We start from the raw sequence: 17848 nt of genomic DNA on the forward strand, positions 1-17848 counted from the left end.
CTGCTCCGTCGCTCCCGACGCCGGGGCCGCGGCGGAGCGGGAGGCCGCGGGTGTAGAAGGAGGTGAGCACGAGCACTCACGAGCCCGTGGTCGGGAACAGGACGGGGGCGGTGCTCGCGCCGGGCCGCAGGCGGACTCGCTCGCCGATGACGTTGCAGGCGTTGCGCCGTGGGCATGCCGACTCGCGTTCGTGATCAGAGAGAGAACGGGTTGGCATAGTTTTCCAAGTCGGACAGTCGGAAGCTGGACGGTTCTCGCCGGTATCTTGCCGTGAATGAGCGCTTCCTTGCGCTCGGTGGGCCGTTGCTCCGAGTGTCACGTGCGAGTGTCGGCCCAGGCGGATAGACGTGACTTGGGGCCGATGCCGGTCACCTCGCCCAGGATGCGGCCGGTCGTGCGCTCCTCGGCCCGCAGGCGGCCCGAGGCGTACACGAGGCGGACGTCGCCGGCCACCGTGAAGATCCCCCCGTCGACCGGGACCGCGGGCGGCAGGGGCTCCGCCCGCAGCCACAGGAGCAAGGTGCCGCGCGCGAGGACGCCCACGGAAGTGCCGGCGGGGACGTCGAACGTCGGCACGACGCCGAAGGTCGACTGCATCCTCTCGACGACGGCCTGCAGCCGCCACCGGATGGGACGACGGCGCGCCGGGCTCGCTGATCGGCCGGCCGGGATTCGCCCTGCGGCGTGCTGCGCGCCCGCGCCGACCGGACGTGCGTCGTGTGTTGGGGGCCGGCTGACCAGCACAACAGGCCTTGGAGGTCGGCCGTGTCTGATGAGCAATGCTTGAGACCTGTGGATGATCAGGAGGGGTCGTACCCTCCCGATCACCTGCAAGCCCTCAAGCAAGATCGGCGCGCCAACGCCGGTCGGGAAGGTACGACCCGTGCTCACCGTAGTTCCTGGAGGTGCCGATGCCGATGACCCCCGCGGAGCGGGTGGTTCGCCGAGTTTGATCGACGAGATCGTGCGTGAGGGTGCCCGCCGGATGCTCGCCGAAGCCCTGCAGGCCGAGGTCGACGCCTACATCGCACAGTTCGCCGGCGAGCGCGACGACCACGGCCGGCGGCTGGTCGTGGGCAACGGCTCCCACCAGCCGCGCGAGGTGCTCACCAGCGCCGGGGCGGTCAAGGTGACGGCGCCGCGGGTCAACGACCGCCGCACCGACCCCGACACCGGCCAACGGCGCCGGTTCTCCTCAGCGATCCTGCCGCCGTGGTGCCGTAAGACGCTGAAGGTCACCGAGGTGCTGCCGCTGCACTATCTGCACGGGCTGTCCTCCGGTGACTTCGTGCCCCTGCTCGGGCAGTTCCTGGGCAGCTCGGCCGGGCTGTCCGCACCGGTGATCACGAAGCTGACCGAGACCTGGAAGGCCGAGCAGCGCAGCTTCGCCGCCCGCGACCTGTCCGGGGTGGACTACCTCTACCTGTGGGCCGACGGCATCCACGTCAACATCCGCCTCGAAGAGCACAAGCTGTGCCTGCTCGTGCTGATCGGGGTCCGCGCGGACGGCCGCAAGGAGCTCGTCGCGCTGGCCGATGGCTACCGCGAGTCGGTCGAGTCCTGGGCGGACCTGCTGCGCGACTGCGCGCGGCGCGGCATGTCCGCCCCGGTGCTCGCGGTCGGCGACGGCGCGCTCGGGTTCTGGGGCGCGCTGCGCGAGGTGTTTCCGGCCACCCGGGAGCAGCGCTGCTGGTTCCACAAGATCGCCAACGTGCTCGGGGCGCTGCGCACGTCCGCGCACCCGGGGGCGAAGAAGGCACTGGCGGAGATCTGGAACGCCGAGGATCGCCGCCACGCCCTCGACGCCGTGACCCGGTTCCAAGCGGCGTATGGGGGCCAAGTTCGGCAAGGCCGTCGCGAAGATCACCGACGATCTCGACCAGTTGCTGGCCTTCTACGACTTCCCGGCCGAGCACTGGATCCACCTGTGCACCACGAACACGATCGAGTCGACCTTCGCCACCGTCCGCCACCGCACCAAGATCACCCGCGGGCCCGGCTCACGCGCGGCCGGGCTGGCAATGGCGTTCAAGCTCATCCAGGCCGCCCAGGACCGCTGGCGCGCAGTCAACGCCCCGCACCTCGTCGCCCTCGTCCGCGCCGGCGCCACCTTCGAGGCCGGCAAGCTCGTCGAACGACCTAACCAACAACCCCAACCCCAAGCCGCCTAAAGATCTTCATCCACAGGTCTTGACAACGAGCTTGCTTAATGCGTGCTACGTTTGCCCGCAATGTCGACTCGACCCGAGGAGCTGCACCCGGCGCTCACCACCGCCTACAACGCCGGCGACCTCGAAAGCATGCTCGCGCTCTACGACCCGAAAGCCGTCTTCGTGATCAAGCCAGGTCGCATCACCGACGGACCCGCGGAGCTGCGCACGGCGCTGCGGCGACTCATCGAGCTCCGCGGCCACCTGACCATCCACCCGCACGCCTTTGTCCGCTCGGACGATGTCGTCCTCGTCCTCGGCAAGTACACCCTCTCCGGCCACCGGCGCGACGGCACCCCGCTCGAGCTCGAATCACGCTTTGCCGATGTCCTCCGCCGGCAGCCCGACGGCCGCTGGCTCCTCGCCGTCGACAACGGCTTCAACGGAGACTGACGCGCCCGCCCATCCAGGGCCGACTGACGGACCACCCAGCCGATACCGATCTCCTGTGGACATCCACCGGTCTGGAGAGACCGGCGTCCGCTACGGGCAGCTGATCGAACGACCCGACGAACACGCCCCACCCACAGTCGACTAGAGATCTTGATCCACAGGTCTTGACAATTCCTGTGTCTGATTGGCTGCGGACGTGATCAGCACGGTGGCGAGCGTGATTCTCGGCTGGCTGGTCGTCACGTAACGGCGGGCTTCTTCACCGAAGGTCCTGGCACTGTCAGGTTCGTCGCATTGCTTCCCGCAGCGTCTCCACGAGCGTGAGGAACACGAAGATGTTGGGCACCTTCGCGACATCGAAGTTCTGGGCGCGACGTGCGTCTGTCTGCCACACCTGCACCTGGCCGTTCTCGATCTTTATCGCCCGGATCTGGGACCAGGGGATTGTGTCCTTCGGCGTGGTGAGGCCGGTGAGATCGAGGGCGAGGGGGCCGTACTGGATGCGTTGGCCCGCCGCCACTGCGTCGAGATCGGCGGGCGCACGATCGGTGGTGAGTCGACGCTCCATCTCGGGGCCGAAGTCGTTGAGCCCGAGCGTGGGACTCAGCTCGACGGACGGGGAGCCGGGGCGCTGCAGCCAGTACCGGTAGTCCGGGGTCGACGAGTTCCGCTGTTTCACCACGGAACGCCGGATCTCCGTGTCGCGCCAGGGGAACGCCGTGACAGTGCCGCCCTTGGCGTACACCAGGCCGTTGGCGAAGAGGTACAGCTCGGTCCGGGCCACGAACAGCTGCCGTACCGTTGCTGCGAGGCAGGAGAGCGCGCCGAATCCGGTGAACAGGACCAGCAGGCCCACCCAACCGCCACTTGTTGCGGGTCCGACGGCGAGTGCGAAGGTGACGGCGACGAAGAACACCGTCCCACCGACCGCCGCCCACAGCTCGCTGGGCTTGGTGCGGTGGGTCTGCGAGTGGTCGCCCAGCCGGTGCTCCGTTGCGGCGGCTCGCAGCTCCGGTGGCACCTGCGTGAGGTCATCACGCAGGTGTGGTTCCCTCCGTCGGGCTCCCGCGCCGCACCCGGCCACGCCTCCCAGCACGCCGAAGCCGATGAGTGACCAACCGATGACCTCGTCGCCGGGTTCGTCGCGCCACGCTGCCAGTCTGGCCTGTCGGGATGCCTGCTCGGACTCGTAGGTGAAGTCCGTACCCGCGCCTCCGATCACGACGCACTTGTCGCCCGGCCCCATGAGTTCGCCGTCGCACTCGATCGGTCCGAACGTCGGTGGCGAGTCGGGCTGCACGAACCACGTCCCCAGCCCGGCCAGCATCAGGCCTACCAACACACTCCAGATGACCACGGCCCAGCGCTGATCCCCGCCATTCGCGTTGCTCATACCTGGGAGGACCCGGCACCGACCGGAATGGTTGGGGGCCGGGAGCGCGTTGAATCCGCGCGCCGCCAACCCCAACCGATCCCGCCCGCAGGAAGTCATGGGTGCTGACCGCATCTCGACTTGGGAGGGACCATGCCGAATCGTCGCGGCAACCCGGCATCGGCAGCGTTGCGCAGGTTGATCGGGATCGTGGCGGTGCTGATCGCGATCACTGGCGGACTCGCGGCAGCCGCCATCGCGGGTGACCGGCCGGGTGGGCTCGTCGCGGCAGCCGCCGGTGCGCTCGCCGGTGAGCAGGAAGTGACCTACCGAGGCACGGTCGTCGACGCATACGGCATCTCGACTGCTGTCGAGGTCGCGATCGCAGCCGACGGTCGTGTCGCCGCCGATCTCGTCCGCCCCGATGGCGGCTCGGCCCAGATCCGCTCGGACGGCACCACCAGCGCGATGCGCGGTGACGCCGACTGGTGGGCGTGGTCCCGGCCAGCGTCGGCCGACCGGCTGGCGGGCAGGTGGTTCTCCGACCCGCCCGACGACGCCGTCGGTGCGCTCGTCCCCGACCTGCTCGTGCCCCGCGCCCTGGCCGACGTCCTCACCGCGCCGGGCGGACAGTGGCAGCAGGTCGGTGAGCGGACCGTCGCCGGGGTCGCCGGCATCGAGCTGTGGGATGGGGATCGGTTCGTCGTCGTCACCGCTACAGCGCCGCACCGGCTCCTCACCGTCGACGTCTCGCACGTCCGGTCTCAGGTCGCGCCGCGGGCGTTCGCACAGGACGAGCTCGACCTCGCCGAACCGGGGACGATCCGGTTCCCCCGGATTCGTCTCGACATCGAGCCGCCGGCAGGGGCGGTGAGAGACGAGCTCGCGGAGCTACTGGACCCGCGCTGGACCCAGGACCAGGTCATGGAGGCCCTCGATGCCCTGGATCCGTCCAAAGACCCGCTGGTCGGGCCGGACGGCCGGTTCGGCAGCCGTGTGCAGGCGGTGCTGACCGCGCTGCAGGCGGGATCGCCCGACGTGGACGACGCGATGACCTTCGACGACGCGAGGTACACGGCCGAGAAGTTCATCCGGGCGGGGGCGTTCCGATTCCTGGAACGGATCGCGTTGCCGCAGGACGGCGACGGTCGCCTCCTCAACAGGGCGGCGTGGAGGGTGGACGGGTCAGGCCGGAGGGTGCGGCTGGACGAAGGGCTCTACAAGTTCGCCAAGAACGTCCATTCTCCGGGCCAGACCGAATTCCTGCAGCAAGTCGTGCTGCCTCTCCTCCACCTGGGGCACGCCGTCTTCATCGAAGGCTGCTACTCCCCGGGCGGTGATACCGCTCGGACCACCTGCGGCGATGCCGTCGACGCCGGGAGCATGCAGCAGTACCTCGACCGCGAGTCCGGCCTTCCGGTCGCCGAGAAGGTCAGAGGGATTCAGCACAAGCACGTGACCGGGCTCAATGTCCGGCCGAACGTCAAGAAGCAGACCGGGCAACTGGGTGGCGACGACGAGCCGGTCGCAGACGACGCGCTGAAGGTCAGTTGGCTGTCGTTCGGGCCGGCGGCGGGAGGCGTCACCGACGACGACAGTCGGATCAGGATCCCACTGGGTCAGATGAAGGACCGGGCGCAGATACAGCAAGGGCTGAAGGACGTTGGCATCCACCAGGACATGTTGGTCGACGGCAAGCCCGTGCCCCAGTTGCTCATCGTCCAAACCGCAGCAGGTGTGAACGCCGAGACTGGGGAACAAGAGGCGCAGATCTTCTTGCCCGACGACGTGGATCCGGGTGACGACGGATCTCCCGGCACACCGACGAATCCCGGCCCCGCCCCGGCGGGCGGCTCGGGAGCCGAGGCGCCCGCGGCGCCGGAGCAACCGCTGAACCCGTCGCCGCAGACCGGAACCAGCTCGCCCCCATCTCGACCCGAGGTCGCGAGGAACGGTGCGGCCGGCCTGTTCGGCGGCCGAGGTGGCACCGCGGCCGAGGGCGCGTTGGCCGCAGCGGCCGATGATCCTGGCGGCATCGACCTCACCACCTTGGAGCTGCGCTACCTGTCCGAGCCCGAGTCGGGCGCCGGCCTGGAATACTCGTTCTCGGCCCAGGGGCGTGTGCCGGCTACCCCTGCCGGATCCGACCTGCGTGCGGCCACCCTCGCCTCCGACGCCTTCTTCACCTGGCTCGCTCTCGACCCGTCGACGTTCTTCGTCAACCTCCATCCCGACGAGCCCGACCGCATCGTGGATCCGCAGTTGGGGCGCACCGACGCCGGACGCGTCCTGCTCGAGGCCGACCTGCAGATGAAGAAGACCGTCGCTGCCCTGATCCGGCCCGACAACCCGGACTCGGCGCGCTACTGGGGCCGGCTGCAGCGCGGCTCGACCGGCGAGCGGTGCGTCCCGGCACTGCGGCTCTGGATCGTCCCCGCTCCCGCGACAGTGCACACCGAGCACGACGAGCTCTACATCCTGGACGCGCCGCTCGAGGTGCACATCGAGCTCGCGACCTCCGTGAGCTACGAGACCGGATGCCGCGGCCAGTCAGCCGCGGTGCGGGACCACAATTTGGGCGTCTACCGCTCGGTCGTGCTCGCGGACCTGCAGCGCGCCGTCAACAGCGCGCCGGAGTACGCGGACCTGCGCCGCGTGTACCTGAGCCGGATCGCCGCCGAGTGGTACCGCCAGCGAGCCCTACAGGACGAGACCACCTACGGCGACATCATCGGCTCGGGCGACGTGACGGCATGGGAATCGGAGCAGGCGTGGTCGTCGCGCGAGATCTACGACGACTACATGACCTCCCTGACGAAAGGTGAGTACGACATCACTCGGATCGAGGTGATCGACGGGATCTCCTACGAGGTCAACTACGTCTACGGCGGCATCGAGTTCGACACGGTCACCTTGAACGACATCGACCGGTCCGCGTTCGAGGGCCGCTATCCCGATCTCGCGGCGGCCGCCGCGGCCTCCCTCGACACGCCGAGTACCGACTCGACCGGACGCCTCTGGCTGGGCTCGGTGACGCCCGCGCCTGGATCGAAGGATTCGTTCTTCCCCTGGTCGATCCTGGGCTACGGCCTGACGGCCTCCTTCGGTGCCATTGCCGTGTTCGCGGTGCTGCGATACCGCATCCGGCGGGTCAGGCGTGTTCGCTGAGGGGGACGTCCAGCAGCACGCCCCTCTCGTCGACCTCGAACGCGTAGAGCGAGAAGAGCAGGTCCTCGTCGAGCGACCACTGCCCACCCACGTCCTCCGTCGCCTCGCGCACCGCGGCGAGAAAGGCATTGAGACGCGGGGTGTGGACGGTGGCGAGCTCGGAGTTGTCGACCAGCTCGTCCCACCGCATCCCGGGCTCGTGGGCCACCGACGTCCACGGCAGCCAGATGTCGGTGGCGAAGCTGACCGTCGTCGAGACGCCGCCCCCGCCTCGCGGGAGCGACGTCACCGTCAGCGCGGGCGTATGCACTGACGCCGCCGTGCTCCGGACCTCGGCGACAAGATCGGCCATGTCGGCAACATCGCACTCGACCACGTCGCCGTCACCGTTCACGTGCGCCACCCGTGTAGCCGTCCGCAGCGCTCCCGCGAACGGCAGCGATCCCGGGGGTACCGGCGCGATCGGCGTCAGCATCCCGGTCTCGGCTCCGGCATCGAGCACGGAACGTGACCACGTGCGGAGTGTGTCGTCCGGCAGCTGCGGCAGCTCGGACCGCCATCCGACGACATCGTCCGGGTACACGCTCCACCGGTTCCGCGTCGCCATGTCCTCTCCTCGACGAGCCGATGGCCGGGTTTCGACCCCTCGCGTGCGGCATCAAGAACGAAACCGACAGTAGAGGTCCTCGTGCAGTTCTCGCCATGGGCCAGGTCGAGGTCTGTCTCGCCCACGCCTCCCGTGCCCGTTGACGGCGATCGCCTGCTCGCGGGTCTCAGTGCCGCTACCTGCGAGAGGTCGGACCGGGACCGCCGCGCCCCCGCTCAGGTGCTCTTCCGAGCCCGGACGGGACAGGGGCCGACGCTGGGAAGCTCCTGTTGCGGCTGCAGGTGAGCGCCACTGTCACACGACAGCCTGCGAACGAGCGCTCGGCGTGGTGGCCATCTCGGGCGGCCAGAGATCGCTCGGGCTCATGGTGTAGGTGACGCGGGGGTAGACGAAGTCGATCTCCTGATTCTCTCGGCGTCGGAGCCGGAGGAATTCATGGCGATCCTCCTTGTCGGCCAGGGTCAGTGGCGTGCCATCCGCCAGATGCGGCCGCCCGTCACGAACGTGTACGTAGGTCTTCGAGGTGCGAAACGTGATCCCGAGCCAGCGGTTGTCGGGGTCTGCAGTCTCGGGGTCCAGCACGATCCGGTGGCGGAACCTTCGGTTGGTGTCGGCGGAGAACACGACGACCTGGCCGTGGAGGAGCGGGATGACGAACGAGGGCTCCCCAGGCTCCTTCGACTCCACCATCAGCCGCCGTGAGGGCTCGGCTTCGGGGCGTTCGTAACAGGAGAAGAGGGCGATGACCCCGGCATCGTCCAGGTCGAGCGCCTGGTCCGAGTGCGCGCCCATCTTGGGGTACGCGCGAGTGTAGATCTCCAGGAGCGCGTTGTTGAAGGGAACTGCGAGCGAGGCACGTGCGCGGATCTGCTGCGCGAGCGTGCTGTGGATGGGTCGGAAGCACTGAGCCGGGAGCGTGTAAGCCGTGGTGGTGCGGACGATGGGGACCCCGCGCAGGCCATCAGCCACCACGAGTACCGCGCCGCGCCGGCCTTTTCCGAGATCCTCGGTCCGAGCCGACGCGGACAGCTCGGCGAACAGGTTGCCTGGTGTCGGAACATTGTATGTGGGGAACATGTCGGACGCCTCGTAGATCGGCGCCCGGTAGTCGCCCGCGTTCATGCTGAAGCGAAAGCCGTCTCCGTAGTCGATGTGGGCAGACGTCTTGTTCTCTTCGGCGTACAGCCGGCGAAGGTCCCTCATCCCCTCGGGCGTGGGGGCCTCCAGCTCCACTCGTGCCTCGTCCTGGAGCAGGAAGGTGCGCCCTCCCTCATGGACCGCCTCGGTCTTCGAGCAGCGCACCACGTATCCCAGCCGGGTCGGCAGCCGCGCGGCGTCCAATTCGGACGGCACGATCTCGTGGGTGTAGCGCCGGTTGGTGGACAGAGGCATGAAGAACACGGAGTTGGGATACAGTGTGATCGTGAACTGGTTCGGATACGCGCCTTCCTGCTCGGTCTCCTTGTGTCGGAAGCGAAGCCGGGTCAATCCGCTGATCCCGCGGTAACCACGGTCGAAGGGGTCGCCGGCCATGGGACCGAGCCGATCGAGATGATCATAGAAGGTGCAGAACGCCATCACTCCGTGGTCCGGCATGTCCTTGGTCTTGTCCGCGTGGGACGAGATGCGGGCCTTCGTCTGCTTCTTCCCGGCGTCGGCCGGGGTGTTGAGATAGATCTGCGCCAATACGTGATTGAACGGCGCAGCCCCCGAGAAGACGAGCGCCGCCTCCTGGTTCAGTGCGTCGACGATGTGCCGGTCGGTGGATCGGAAGTTGTCAGTCGGGCCCGACAAATTAGTCGAGCAGCGCAGCAGGCGGAAATGAAGCGCTTCCCGCTCCTTTCTGACCGGTGTCAGGTAGATTCCGGTGCGATGGGCCGTCCCCGGCTTGGTGGACTCGGTCAGCGACTGGAAGGCGTGCTCGCTGCGGATCCGTTCGGCGTAGTCGTCTTCCGGGCCGAAGAAGCATCGGTAGTACACACCAAGTCCGTGTACGTGCATGGGGACCCGGCCGGCGCCCACCAGCGCCGAAGGGGCGAGGTCGCCCGCCGCGTAACCGTAGGAGCCCTCTCGGATCACCAGGACACGCGACGCGGCCGAGAGGTCGAGATCGGCAGCCTTCGCCACGTCACCGCATAGGTAGACGGCCTTCCCCTCGACCTTGGGCACCCCCGCCGAGGGGTCGGCGACCACCGTGCCAGCGAAGTCGCTCATCGGAAGTGCGTCGTCCCCTGGCGAGAGCAAGAGCAGGATCTGGCGCGTGTCGATAATGCGAGCTTCGGGGAGGCGTGGCCGGATCATGGTAGGAAAAATACCAGCAGGAAGAGCTGGCTCTCCTGCTCGATCGCGAGGAGGGTCGCAGTGCGGCTGGATGCGTTCACGACCACCTCGGCAACCTACGGCGTGCCGAGTGCGGAGAAGATGTTGGGTTCGTTGCCGGTGGTGGGCAGCTACTGCCTGCGCGCGTTGGAGAAGCAGCATCGGCGCGTCGTAGCCCCTCGGCTCCCGCGAGGAGGCGAGACATGTCAAGATTCCGGCGAAATATGTCAACTTTCTTACTTCCGCTGTATGGAAGTGTAGGAGAGTGTCGTCGCAAAAGGTGAGGTGTGAGACCGGCCGTCCTCGCCTTGCCGGGTGGACAGCGGCATCTGCCGTGGAGGAACGTGGCCGACCGAAGTGCGGGTACACGGTTGAGCGCGGCGCTCTGCGATCCCGTCCTGCCGACGACGGTTGTTGTGACGGCGGGTCGCGGTTATCGCGGCGAGCTATGGGCTCGCTGAGCGGGATGACATCTTCGATGAGTTCGGCTCGGTCGTCGTGGCGGCGTTGCTGATCATCGGCCTGTCCGCCGTGTTCGTGTGGTTCAACCCGTGCGCGTTTTGCGCGGCAACCCATCGGCGGCTGCCGTGGAGTTCCCGGAGCCGGCAGTGGTGGTCGGCGAGGGCGTAGGGGCAGCGCGGCGGGAGCGGGACGGTGCGGTTGCTGCGTCTGGGTGGTGGAGCTGCAGTCATGAGCATCGACCGCATCCATTGCCATGTCGCTACCTGCGACGACTGCCGCCTCACCTTCGACGAAACCGGCAGCGGTTACCCCATATACGTCGACAACGCAGACGACCGCTGCGCCCCGATCCCCGTCACAAGTCACCTTGCGATCAGGCTCGGAGCGCCGTCGCTGGTCTCGTAGCGGGAACCGAGGGTTCCGAGTTGACTCCGCCCAGCCCCGCGAAGTGCTGGCCAGGATCGCGGGGATGGCTCAGAATCGGCACTGCCCACGCGGCAGCAGTGGCTGCCGGCCGAACATCCGAGGAGTTGGGACATGACGAGCTCACGAGGTAGAAGACGACAGGCCGTCACTCAGACCTACGCGTAGGCCGGTCGGTTGAGTGGATGGCGACGGGAGGGAATATCGCCGCACCGCCTATGTTCCGCGTCCGTTCGCGCGTACCTACATGGCGCTCATCCTTGGTGGCGCTGTGCTTGCGGCCGGTGCCTACTTCGGGATCATGGCTCTCCAGTCGGTTCCCTTCTTCGGCCAAACATTCGAGGAGAAGCAGGCTCAAGCTCGCCTGGAAGCGCTCAAGGTTGCGTTGACCACCGTTGCCGGTGTCGCGGCGCTTTCCGGCATCTACGTCAGCTATCGTCGCCAACGCACCGAAGAGTCGAATAGTTACCGTGACCAGGACAGGGCCTTCACGGATCGTTTTGGCGCCGCGACAGCCCAATTGGCAGGCGAAACATCAGTTGCTCGCCTTGCTGGAACGAAGGCCTTAGCGCGACTCGCTGACGACTCCGAGCGTGATCGAAATGCATGCTTGAACCACCTTTGCGACTATCTTCGTCAGCCCGTATCCTTGAAAAATTCGGAAGAGGCCGAGGGCGATGAGCCGCGACGATCCCGGCTTGCTCGTCGAGATCAGTGGGCGAATCCTGACGAGTGGGACGTGCGGAGGAGCGCGGCCAAGCTACTATTTGAACGTATCGATCACTCGGTCGCCGATCCGTGGGACCTTCGAGAATCCGTCTTGATCGATGTGGACTTCGGCAGAGTATCCACCACGACGGCGGGGATCGATTTTCGACACAGTGTAATAGTTGGTGACGTGAACCTCCGGGGCCGAGTGACGGGAGGTGGGATCATCTTCGATGATTGCTACTTCGCCTCCGGCGTGGATATATCGGAGGTGTTGGTCGAGGCGCCTGTCAGTTTTGCCGGTGCGGTGTTCTCTGGAGAATTCACCTACGACTGCTTCGGTGCGTGGACCGGCATGATGCCACTCTTGCAGGACTGCGCCTTCCTTTCCGATGCGGAACTCCTGCGAAGTTTGAAATATGCCTTCCTGCAATCAAGGGGCCTTCATGCGACCACGGTGAAGCTGCAACTGCAAGGATCGCAGTTCAAGGGGCATGTGACGCTGCCCGACCATGCCGTCGACATATCGGCAGCAGACTTCTCCGAAGCGGCTTCAGTCGCAATTGTTGCGTATGGCGAGCAGGGATTGGTGCTTTCCTATCGCGGCGACCGTCTTCCTGATCGAACGGAGTTCGGTCTCAACATGTTCACTGGCGGCGTGTTCGAAGAAGGTAACCCCCATCTCTCGCCAGCGGTATGGGATTCGGACACCAAGTGGCCGCCAGGATTCGATCCGTTCAGCAACGATGACTGACTTGCCGTTCGGGCGTCGAGACGCGAGCATGCCGCATGCGCCGGGTGCAAGTTCGCAGAGCGGGCATTGCATCTCATCAAGGGGCCAGGGGTGGAAAATCCCGTCAGCTCCACTCTCGCGGACGCGCTCAACCGCTACGCAGCATCCAGGTCCGCTGTCGCACCCGCCCCCGCGTGCTCGGACCCGCAGGTTCAGCTCGCCCGCGTTCCGGCGAGGAGGTGGTCTTCACGACCAAGGCGGAGCGGCGAGCTGGCCACGATGGTCCCCGGGAACGTCGTGGCGTTCGAGGTCGACGACGGGTGGGGCGTACGAGGTCTGCGACCCCCTGCAGCTCGCCGGCTCGGGGACCAGCCCGAGCCGTGGGCAGCGGGGCGGAGGGACGTCGTGGTGTGCGTGCCGCCGCAGCTGCTGTCGGGGCGCCGGATCTCCAGGGACGGCGCCACGGACGGGCCCCTCGTCGGAAGTCCCACTAGGTCCGGGGGATCGTCCAGCGGACGATCGTCCCGATGGGCTCGCGGGGTGCGATGTCGAAGGTCCCGCGGTGGCGTTCGGCGCGGCGCCGCATGTTGGTGAGCCCGCTGCTGCGTGCGCCCGGGACGAACCCGACTCCATCGTCCTCGACCGTGAGGCTCAGCTGATCGGGGCGGGAGACGAGCTCGACGACCACGTTGCCGGCGCCGGCGTGCCGGGCGACGTTGGCCAGCGCCTCGCGCAGGACCGCGACGAGGTCCTCCCCGACCTCGGGGGGAAGGGTGTCGATCGGTCCGTCGAAACGCACGGTCGGATCGAAACCCAGCGCCTTCATCGCGTCGGCGGCCACGTCGAGCAGCCGGGCACGCAACCCGCTGGGGTTGGCCTTGGCCAGGTCGTGCAGCTCGTAGATCGTGGTGCGGAGCTGGCGGATCGTGTCGTCCAGGTCGGCCACCGTGGTGAGGATCCGGTCGGTGGCCCGGCCCTGCCCGAGGCCCATGGCCACGCTCTGCAGCGACAGCCCGGCCGCGAAGAGCCGCTGGATGACCTGGTCGTGCAGGTCGGCGGCGATGCGGTCGCGCTCGTCGAGCATCGCCGCCCGCTGTTGTTCGGCGCGGGCTTCGGCCAGTTCGGTGGCGAGGGCGGCGTGGTTGGCGAAGCTGCCGGCCATCTCCAGATCGGTCTCGGTGAACCCGGTCCGCCCACGCCGTCGCACCGCGCTCAGCACACCTCGCGACCCGCGTGAGCCCAGCAGCGGCACTACGATCACCGGACCGACGTCCAGCTCGCCGGCGGTCAGCGACCCCCACTCGGCCTCGTCCTCGACCTGCGAGAGCCGAACCGGATCGCCCGTGGTGGACACCCGACCCAGCAACGAGCCCACCACCGGCACGTGGGAACCATGCACCTGGAGCTCACCGACGCCGGCCGCCTCCTCGATCCGCAGCTCGCGCCCGTCCGAGGTCGGGAGCGCGACGGTGACCAGGTCCCCGTCTGCGATCTGCCGCATCCGCTCGGCGATCAGCCGTAGTGGACGCTTCGCACCAGCGTCGTCCGGGGACAGCAGCTGGCGGGTGATCGCCGCGGAGGCCTGCAGCCACTCCCCGCGGGTCCGGGCCGCTTCGTAGAGGCGGGCGTTGTCGATCGCGACGGCCGCGGTGGCGGCGATCGCGGTGCACAGCTCCTCGTCCTCCGCGCTGAACTCCCCCTTGGTGCTCTCGGTGAGGTAGAGGTTGCCGAAGACCTCGTCCCGGATCCGGATCGGCACGCCGAGGAAGCTCGTCATCGGCGGATGCCCGGCCGGGAAACCCGACGAGCGGTCGTCGTCGCTGATCCGGCGCAGCCGGATCGGGCGAGGATCGTCGATCAGCGCACCGAGCAGACCCTTGCCCTGGGGCAGGTGCCCGATCCGCTCGACGCCGTCCTCGGGGATGCCGGTGTGGACGAACTCCGCGAGACCACCGGCCGCAGCGATCACCCCGAGCGCGGCGTACCGGGCACCGATCAGTTCGCGGGCCGCCTCGACGATCCGCCGCAACACCGCCGGCAGATCCAGGTCACCGATGACGAGCTGGTTGGCGCGCAGCAACCCACGCAGCCGGCCTTGGGTCGCCATCACTTCCTGGGCCCGCTCCACCAGCTGGCCCAGCAGCTGGTCCAGCTCCAACCGCTGCAGATCCGGAAACCTCAACTCGCTCGCCGCCGAAGCGTCGTCGTGGGTGTCCCGCCGGACGGGGCCCTGCGCGTACTGGCCCTCACCGTCCTGCCGCCGCTGCTCCCCACCAATGCTGGTCGCGTGATCCTCAGCAGACACGCTTCCGACCTCTCGCCGTCCTGGCGCGGTGACCAGGCTGTTCTCCTACTGCCCGGGCTCAGCGCGACCGCGTCCACGCCGGGCACGTCGATCGACTACCGGAGCTGGACCGAGGTAAGCGGCCACCCCGCGACCGATGCCGGTGTCAGTGGACCACGACTCGGGTGCCCTCGACCATGTCGCAGGCCCGTCCGCCGTCGCCCCTTGTCCAGGGTCGCACGCAGGGCGGACGGTGGTCGACGAGGGCGACGACGGCGGCAACGCCGCCGAGCACGGCCACGCCGACCGCCATCAGCGCGACGGCGATCAAGCGGCCCGCCGTCGTGACCGGGACCTGGTCCCCGTATCGGGCGGTCGTCGAGGTCGCCCGTGGACACCCGGTGGACGAGACCGACATCGACGCCGTCCACCTCGGACAGCGGGTGGACGTCGCGGTGGACCGCCTCCGTCACCGGCCCGCAGCGTCATCTCGGATGCGGACGTCGACGACGCCCGGAGCACATCCCGCCACGACGGTGGCGATGTGCCGGTCGGTCTCGTCCGCCCCCTCGCTCGAGAGCGTGACCACGCCGTCGGCCACCGCCACGTCCCAGCGCCGCCGGCCGGCCGCCGACAGGTGGCCGGCCACGTCACGGGAGATCGCGTCGTCGTCCCGTGCGATGGTGCGCAGCACGTCGACCCGGCTCACGATGCCGACCAGCCGATCGCCGTCCACCACGGGAACGGCACGCAGGTGCCGGTCCACCATCAACCTGCCGAGCTCTGCGACGTGCCTGTCGGGGGTGGCTGTGACGACCTCCGTGGTCATCACGCCGGCGACCTCGGAAGGCGCCGGTGGGATCGGCTCGGGTGGCTGGTTGTGGATGAGCTCGCGCGGGTCCGGCAGGAGCCGGTTGCGCAGGAGGTCCGCCTCGGTGACCACCCCGAGCAGCCGGTCGTCGGCGTCGACGACCGGGAGCACGGCGAATCCACGGGTGACGAGCAGCCGCGCGGCCTCCTTCACGGGGGCGTCCGGGCTCACGGTCACGACGGGGCTCGTCATCAGCCCGCGCGCCCTCATGCTCGCCCCTCCGCGGTGTCGGCGTCGGCCGGAACCGCGACCAGCCGGCGCCCGGTGAGCCGCTGCAGGGGCACGGCGATCGTGTGGGCCGTCCGGCTCGGTGCCCATGGTCGCGGCATTCGCGTGGCCAGTTCGGCAAGGCGTTCGGGGAAGAGCACCTCGTAGGCCTCGCCGACGCCGAGCACGGTCCAGCCGGTTCGGGTGCTCGGGTCGATCTCGTCGACCTGGAAGGCCACGACCGCGCCCCGGGTGGCGGCGGCCAGCTTGCTCCCGCCTCCGGTGCGGAAGACGACCTCCTGGTCGTCGAGGACGTACGTGACCGGCTGCGCCGCCGGGAGGGCGGCGTCGGTGAAGACGACGCGGCCGATCTCGCTCTTGGTGAGCAGGCGGAGGCACTCGGCCTCCTCGAGCTCCACCAGCTCGACGATCGCCGCTCGATCTGCGGCTGTCACTGCTTTCTCCTTCGGTGTGTCCGACCACCGACGATCCCCCGCGCCGAGGGCGGTCGACAGGGCCGAAGGTCCTCGGCCGGTCGGGTCGTGCCGATCACATCCACGGTGAGCATGTCCGGTGAACGGCACCTTCCGGCCCTGGTCACGCAGCCCTTCTGGGCGAGACCGCGGGCGTCCCGATCTGGACCGTGCTGGTCCCGGTGGTCGTCCGCCGCGGCCAGGCACGCGAACATGACTCGGACCGCGGCCCTGCGCCTCGACGACGCTGCGCCTCGACGACGCTGCGCCTCGACGACGGTCACGGGCGAGGAGGTGTGGACCTCCTGCGGCGGGCCGCCCCACTCGCGCAAGTCGACCCGCGTGGCGGCGGTGACGACGTCCGACACGATCGGTTCAGCGGCCGATCGCCACCACGTCGTCGAGTGGCCGGCGCGGTGTGGCGGGCAGCTCGCGGGCGCCGGGCAGGGCCCAGCCGAGCCGCAGCAGGATCTGCGGATGCGCGGTCTTCTTGGCTCCGACGCGGTCGCGGACGAACGCGCGGGTCTCGTGGACCTCGAGCGGTTGGGTGAGAGGGCTGCTCGCGAGCCCGGCCAGGGTGGCGGTGAGGAGGACGGCGCTGGTCACCTCGCCGGCGCGCAGCCAGCTCGCGCGGGTGTCGGTGAACGTCGACAGCAGCAGGAGGGCCGCGTTCTCCGGTTCGCCCTGTCCCGGCGACTCGACCACCGCCGGGCGGGCGTACGCGCGCATCGGCATCCGACCCCGCGCCGGTGCCGGCGACGGCACGTTCGCGGACGGCACCCCGTCCGTGGCTCCGGGCAGGCGCCCGCTCCAGCGGGCGAGCTCGGCGGCGTAGAGCGGGTCGGCCTCCTGCATCTCGGCAGCTGCCGCGATCGCCTTGTACAAGTGCCAGCGGAGCCGAGGTTCCGTGACCGCCTGGAGGGTGAGGCCGTGGCGCTCGGCGAGCTCGGTCATCCCGCCGATGACCTCGCCGGGCACCGCCCATGGGCTGAACCTGCGCCGGTCGGTGCGGCGGCGCGGGATCACGGCAGTGAGGTCGGCGTCGGTACCGGTGGGGGTGCCCCGGGCGAGCTCGATGGTGGCGAGGTGGTCAGGGCGCTGCGGATCGGGGAGTCGACGCACCCGCCCCGCCCAGCCGGAGGCGGCCAGCGCGACGAGCAGGTGGTGCAGGGCGGCGCCGCAGCTCATCACCAGGTCCCGGCCCTGCGGATCGGTTGCGGGGATGTGGCGGGACGAGTCGGCGTAGAGATCGACGGTGTTCCCGTACACGCGCCACGCCCATGGCTGGCTGTTGTGCACCGATGGGGCGCGGATGGCCAGCCGCAGCGCGGCCAGCACGGTCTCCTCGTCGATGAGTGCGCCGGTCATCACCGTGATCCCTCGCCGTCAGGGGTTGCCACCACTGTCTTGTCTCCCAACTCGGAGGCGGAAGGCATACCCGGTCCAGGCTCCGTCGTCACCGTCCGCGGCGGCAGGGCCGTTCGGCCCGGTGCCGGGCGCGGAACGACCCTGCCGGGTGAAGCCCCGACGGCGCCGGCGGCGCCCCCGGGATCGTCGAGCTCCAACGGGCAGCGCGGGGCGCGCCCCGGTCGGAGGCCCCGTGAATGCGCCTGAGCCG

Annotated in this window: 13 protein-coding genes and 1 pseudogene; 5 read left to right on the forward strand and 9 right to left on the reverse strand. The window is 68.8% G+C overall.

Annotated features, from left to right (window positions below):
* Positions 1-315 precede the first annotated feature (315 nt).
* Positions 316-597 carry a hypothetical protein gene (locus tag ABEA81_RS31180; RefSeq protein ID WP_345610000.1) on the reverse strand — a complete coding sequence of 94 codons (282 nt, stop codon included), beginning with the start codon at positions 595-597 and terminating at the stop codon, positions 316-318.
* Between the two features lie 286 nt (positions 598-883).
* Here ABEA81_RS31180 and ABEA81_RS31185 point away from each other — a divergent pair.
* Together ABEA81_RS31185 and ABEA81_RS31190 are read left to right on the forward strand one after the other, a co-directional pair.
* Positions 884-2171: pseudogene (locus ABEA81_RS31185) on the forward strand (IS256 family transposase).
* 60 nt (positions 2172-2231) lie between these two features.
* Complete coding sequence (locus ABEA81_RS31190) at positions 2232-2603, forward strand: YybH family protein (protein ID WP_345610002.1); 372 nt, start codon at positions 2232-2234, stop codon at positions 2601-2603.
* Positions 2604-2883: 280 nt separating this feature from the next.
* Here ABEA81_RS31190 and ABEA81_RS31195 read toward each other — a convergent pair whose 3' ends face one another.
* Positions 2884-4731, reverse strand: coding sequence for a DUF6585 family protein (locus ABEA81_RS31195; protein WP_345610004.1), 1848 nt, complete (start codon positions 4729-4731; stop codon positions 2884-2886).
* Between the two features lie 114 nt (positions 4732-4845).
* Between ABEA81_RS31195 and ABEA81_RS31200 the strand changes: the two genes are divergently transcribed.
* The gene (locus ABEA81_RS31200; protein ID WP_345610006.1) at positions 4846-7143 is read left to right on the forward strand and encodes a hypothetical protein; all 2298 of its coding nucleotides are present in this window, start codon (positions 4846-4848) and stop codon (positions 7141-7143) included.
* On the opposite strand, the gene ABEA81_RS31205 is transcribed toward ABEA81_RS31200, so the two are convergent.
* Both ABEA81_RS31205 and ABEA81_RS31210 read right to left on the reverse strand, forming a co-directional pair.
* Positions 7127-7750 (reverse strand): hypothetical protein, encoded by a 624-nt coding sequence (locus ABEA81_RS31205; protein WP_345610008.1) that lies wholly within the window; start codon positions 7748-7750, stop codon positions 7127-7129. The genes ABEA81_RS31200 and ABEA81_RS31205 overlap by 17 nt on opposite strands.
* 294 nt (positions 7751-8044) lie before the next feature.
* Positions 8045-10051 carry an alpha-ketoglutarate-dependent dioxygenase AlkB family protein gene (locus ABEA81_RS31210; protein WP_345610010.1) on the reverse strand — a complete coding sequence of 669 codons (2007 nt, stop codon included), beginning with the start codon at positions 10049-10051 and terminating at the stop codon, positions 8045-8047.
* A 708-nt stretch (positions 10052-10759) separates the two neighbouring features.
* Here ABEA81_RS31210 and ABEA81_RS31215 point away from each other — a divergent pair.
* Complete coding sequence (locus tag ABEA81_RS31215) at positions 10760-10936, forward strand: hypothetical protein (protein WP_345610012.1); 177 nt, start codon at positions 10760-10762, stop codon at positions 10934-10936.
* A gap of 199 nt (positions 10937-11135) precedes the next feature.
* Positions 11136-12416 (forward strand): hypothetical protein, encoded by a 1281-nt coding sequence (locus ABEA81_RS31220; RefSeq protein ID WP_345610014.1) that lies wholly within the window; start codon positions 11136-11138, stop codon positions 12414-12416.
* Positions 12417-12885: 469 nt separating this feature from the next.
* Here the strand turns inward: ABEA81_RS31220 and ABEA81_RS31225 are convergent, their stop codons facing one another.
* The 5 genes from ABEA81_RS31225 to ABEA81_RS31245 form a co-directional block, all read right to left on the reverse strand.
* Positions 12886-14700 (reverse strand): sensor histidine kinase, encoded by a 1815-nt coding sequence (locus tag ABEA81_RS31225; RefSeq protein ID WP_345610016.1) that lies wholly within the window; start codon positions 14698-14700, stop codon positions 12886-12888.
* A 145-nt stretch (positions 14701-14845) separates the two neighbouring features.
* Positions 14846-15097: a potassium channel family protein gene (locus ABEA81_RS31230; RefSeq protein WP_345610018.1), complete on the reverse strand. Its 252-nt coding sequence runs from the start codon at positions 15095-15097 to the stop codon at positions 14846-14848.
* Positions 15098-15148: 51 nt separating this feature from the next.
* Entirely contained in the window at positions 15149-15760 is a 612-nt protein-coding gene (locus ABEA81_RS31235; RefSeq protein ID WP_345610020.1) for a CBS domain-containing protein, read from the reverse strand.
* Entirely contained in the window at positions 15757-16212 is a 456-nt protein-coding gene (locus ABEA81_RS31240; protein ID WP_345610022.1) for a pyridoxamine 5'-phosphate oxidase family protein, read from the reverse strand. The genes ABEA81_RS31235 and ABEA81_RS31240 overlap by 4 nt, the downstream gene beginning before the upstream one ends.
* A 393-nt stretch (positions 16213-16605) precedes the next feature.
* The gene (locus ABEA81_RS31245; protein WP_345610024.1) at positions 16606-17598 is read right to left on the reverse strand and encodes an Acg family FMN-binding oxidoreductase; all 993 of its coding nucleotides are present in this window, start codon (positions 17596-17598) and stop codon (positions 16606-16608) included.
* Positions 17599-17848: the final 250 nt, after the last annotated feature.

It is taken from the genome of Pseudonocardia adelaidensis (genome assembly GCF_039543345.1).
Taxonomy (GTDB): Bacteria; Actinomycetota; Actinomycetes; order Mycobacteriales; family Pseudonocardiaceae; genus Pseudonocardia; species Pseudonocardia adelaidensis.

Excerpts from the sequence above, each read along its gene's own strand:
- ABEA81_RS31180 (WP_345610000.1), bottom strand. The coding sequence starts at position 597 with ATGCAGTCGACCTTCGGCGTCGTGCCGACGTTCGACGTCCCCGCCGGC.
- ABEA81_RS31190 (WP_345610002.1), top strand. The coding sequence starts at position 2,232 with ATGTCGACTCGACCCGAGGAGCTGCACCCGGCGCTCACCACCGCCTAC.
- ABEA81_RS31205 (WP_345610008.1), bottom strand. The coding sequence starts at position 7,750 with ATGGCGACGCGGAACCGGTGGAGCGTGTACCCGGACGATGTCGTCGGA.
- ABEA81_RS31210 (WP_345610010.1), bottom strand. The coding sequence starts at position 10,051 with ATGATCCGGCCACGCCTCCCCGAAGCTCGCATTATCGACACGCGCCAG.
- ABEA81_RS31215 (WP_345610012.1), top strand. The coding sequence starts at position 10,760 with ATGAGCATCGACCGCATCCATTGCCATGTCGCTACCTGCGACGACTGC.
- ABEA81_RS31230 (WP_345610018.1), bottom strand. The coding sequence starts at position 15,097 with ATGTCGGTCTCGTCCACCGGGTGTCCACGGGCGACCTCGACGACCGCC.
- ABEA81_RS31235 (WP_345610020.1), bottom strand. The coding sequence starts at position 15,760 with ATGAGGGCGCGCGGGCTGATGACGAGCCCCGTCGTGACCGTGAGCCCG.
- ABEA81_RS31245 (WP_345610024.1), bottom strand. The coding sequence starts at position 17,598 with ATGACCGGCGCACTCATCGACGAGGAGACCGTGCTGGCCGCGCTGCGG.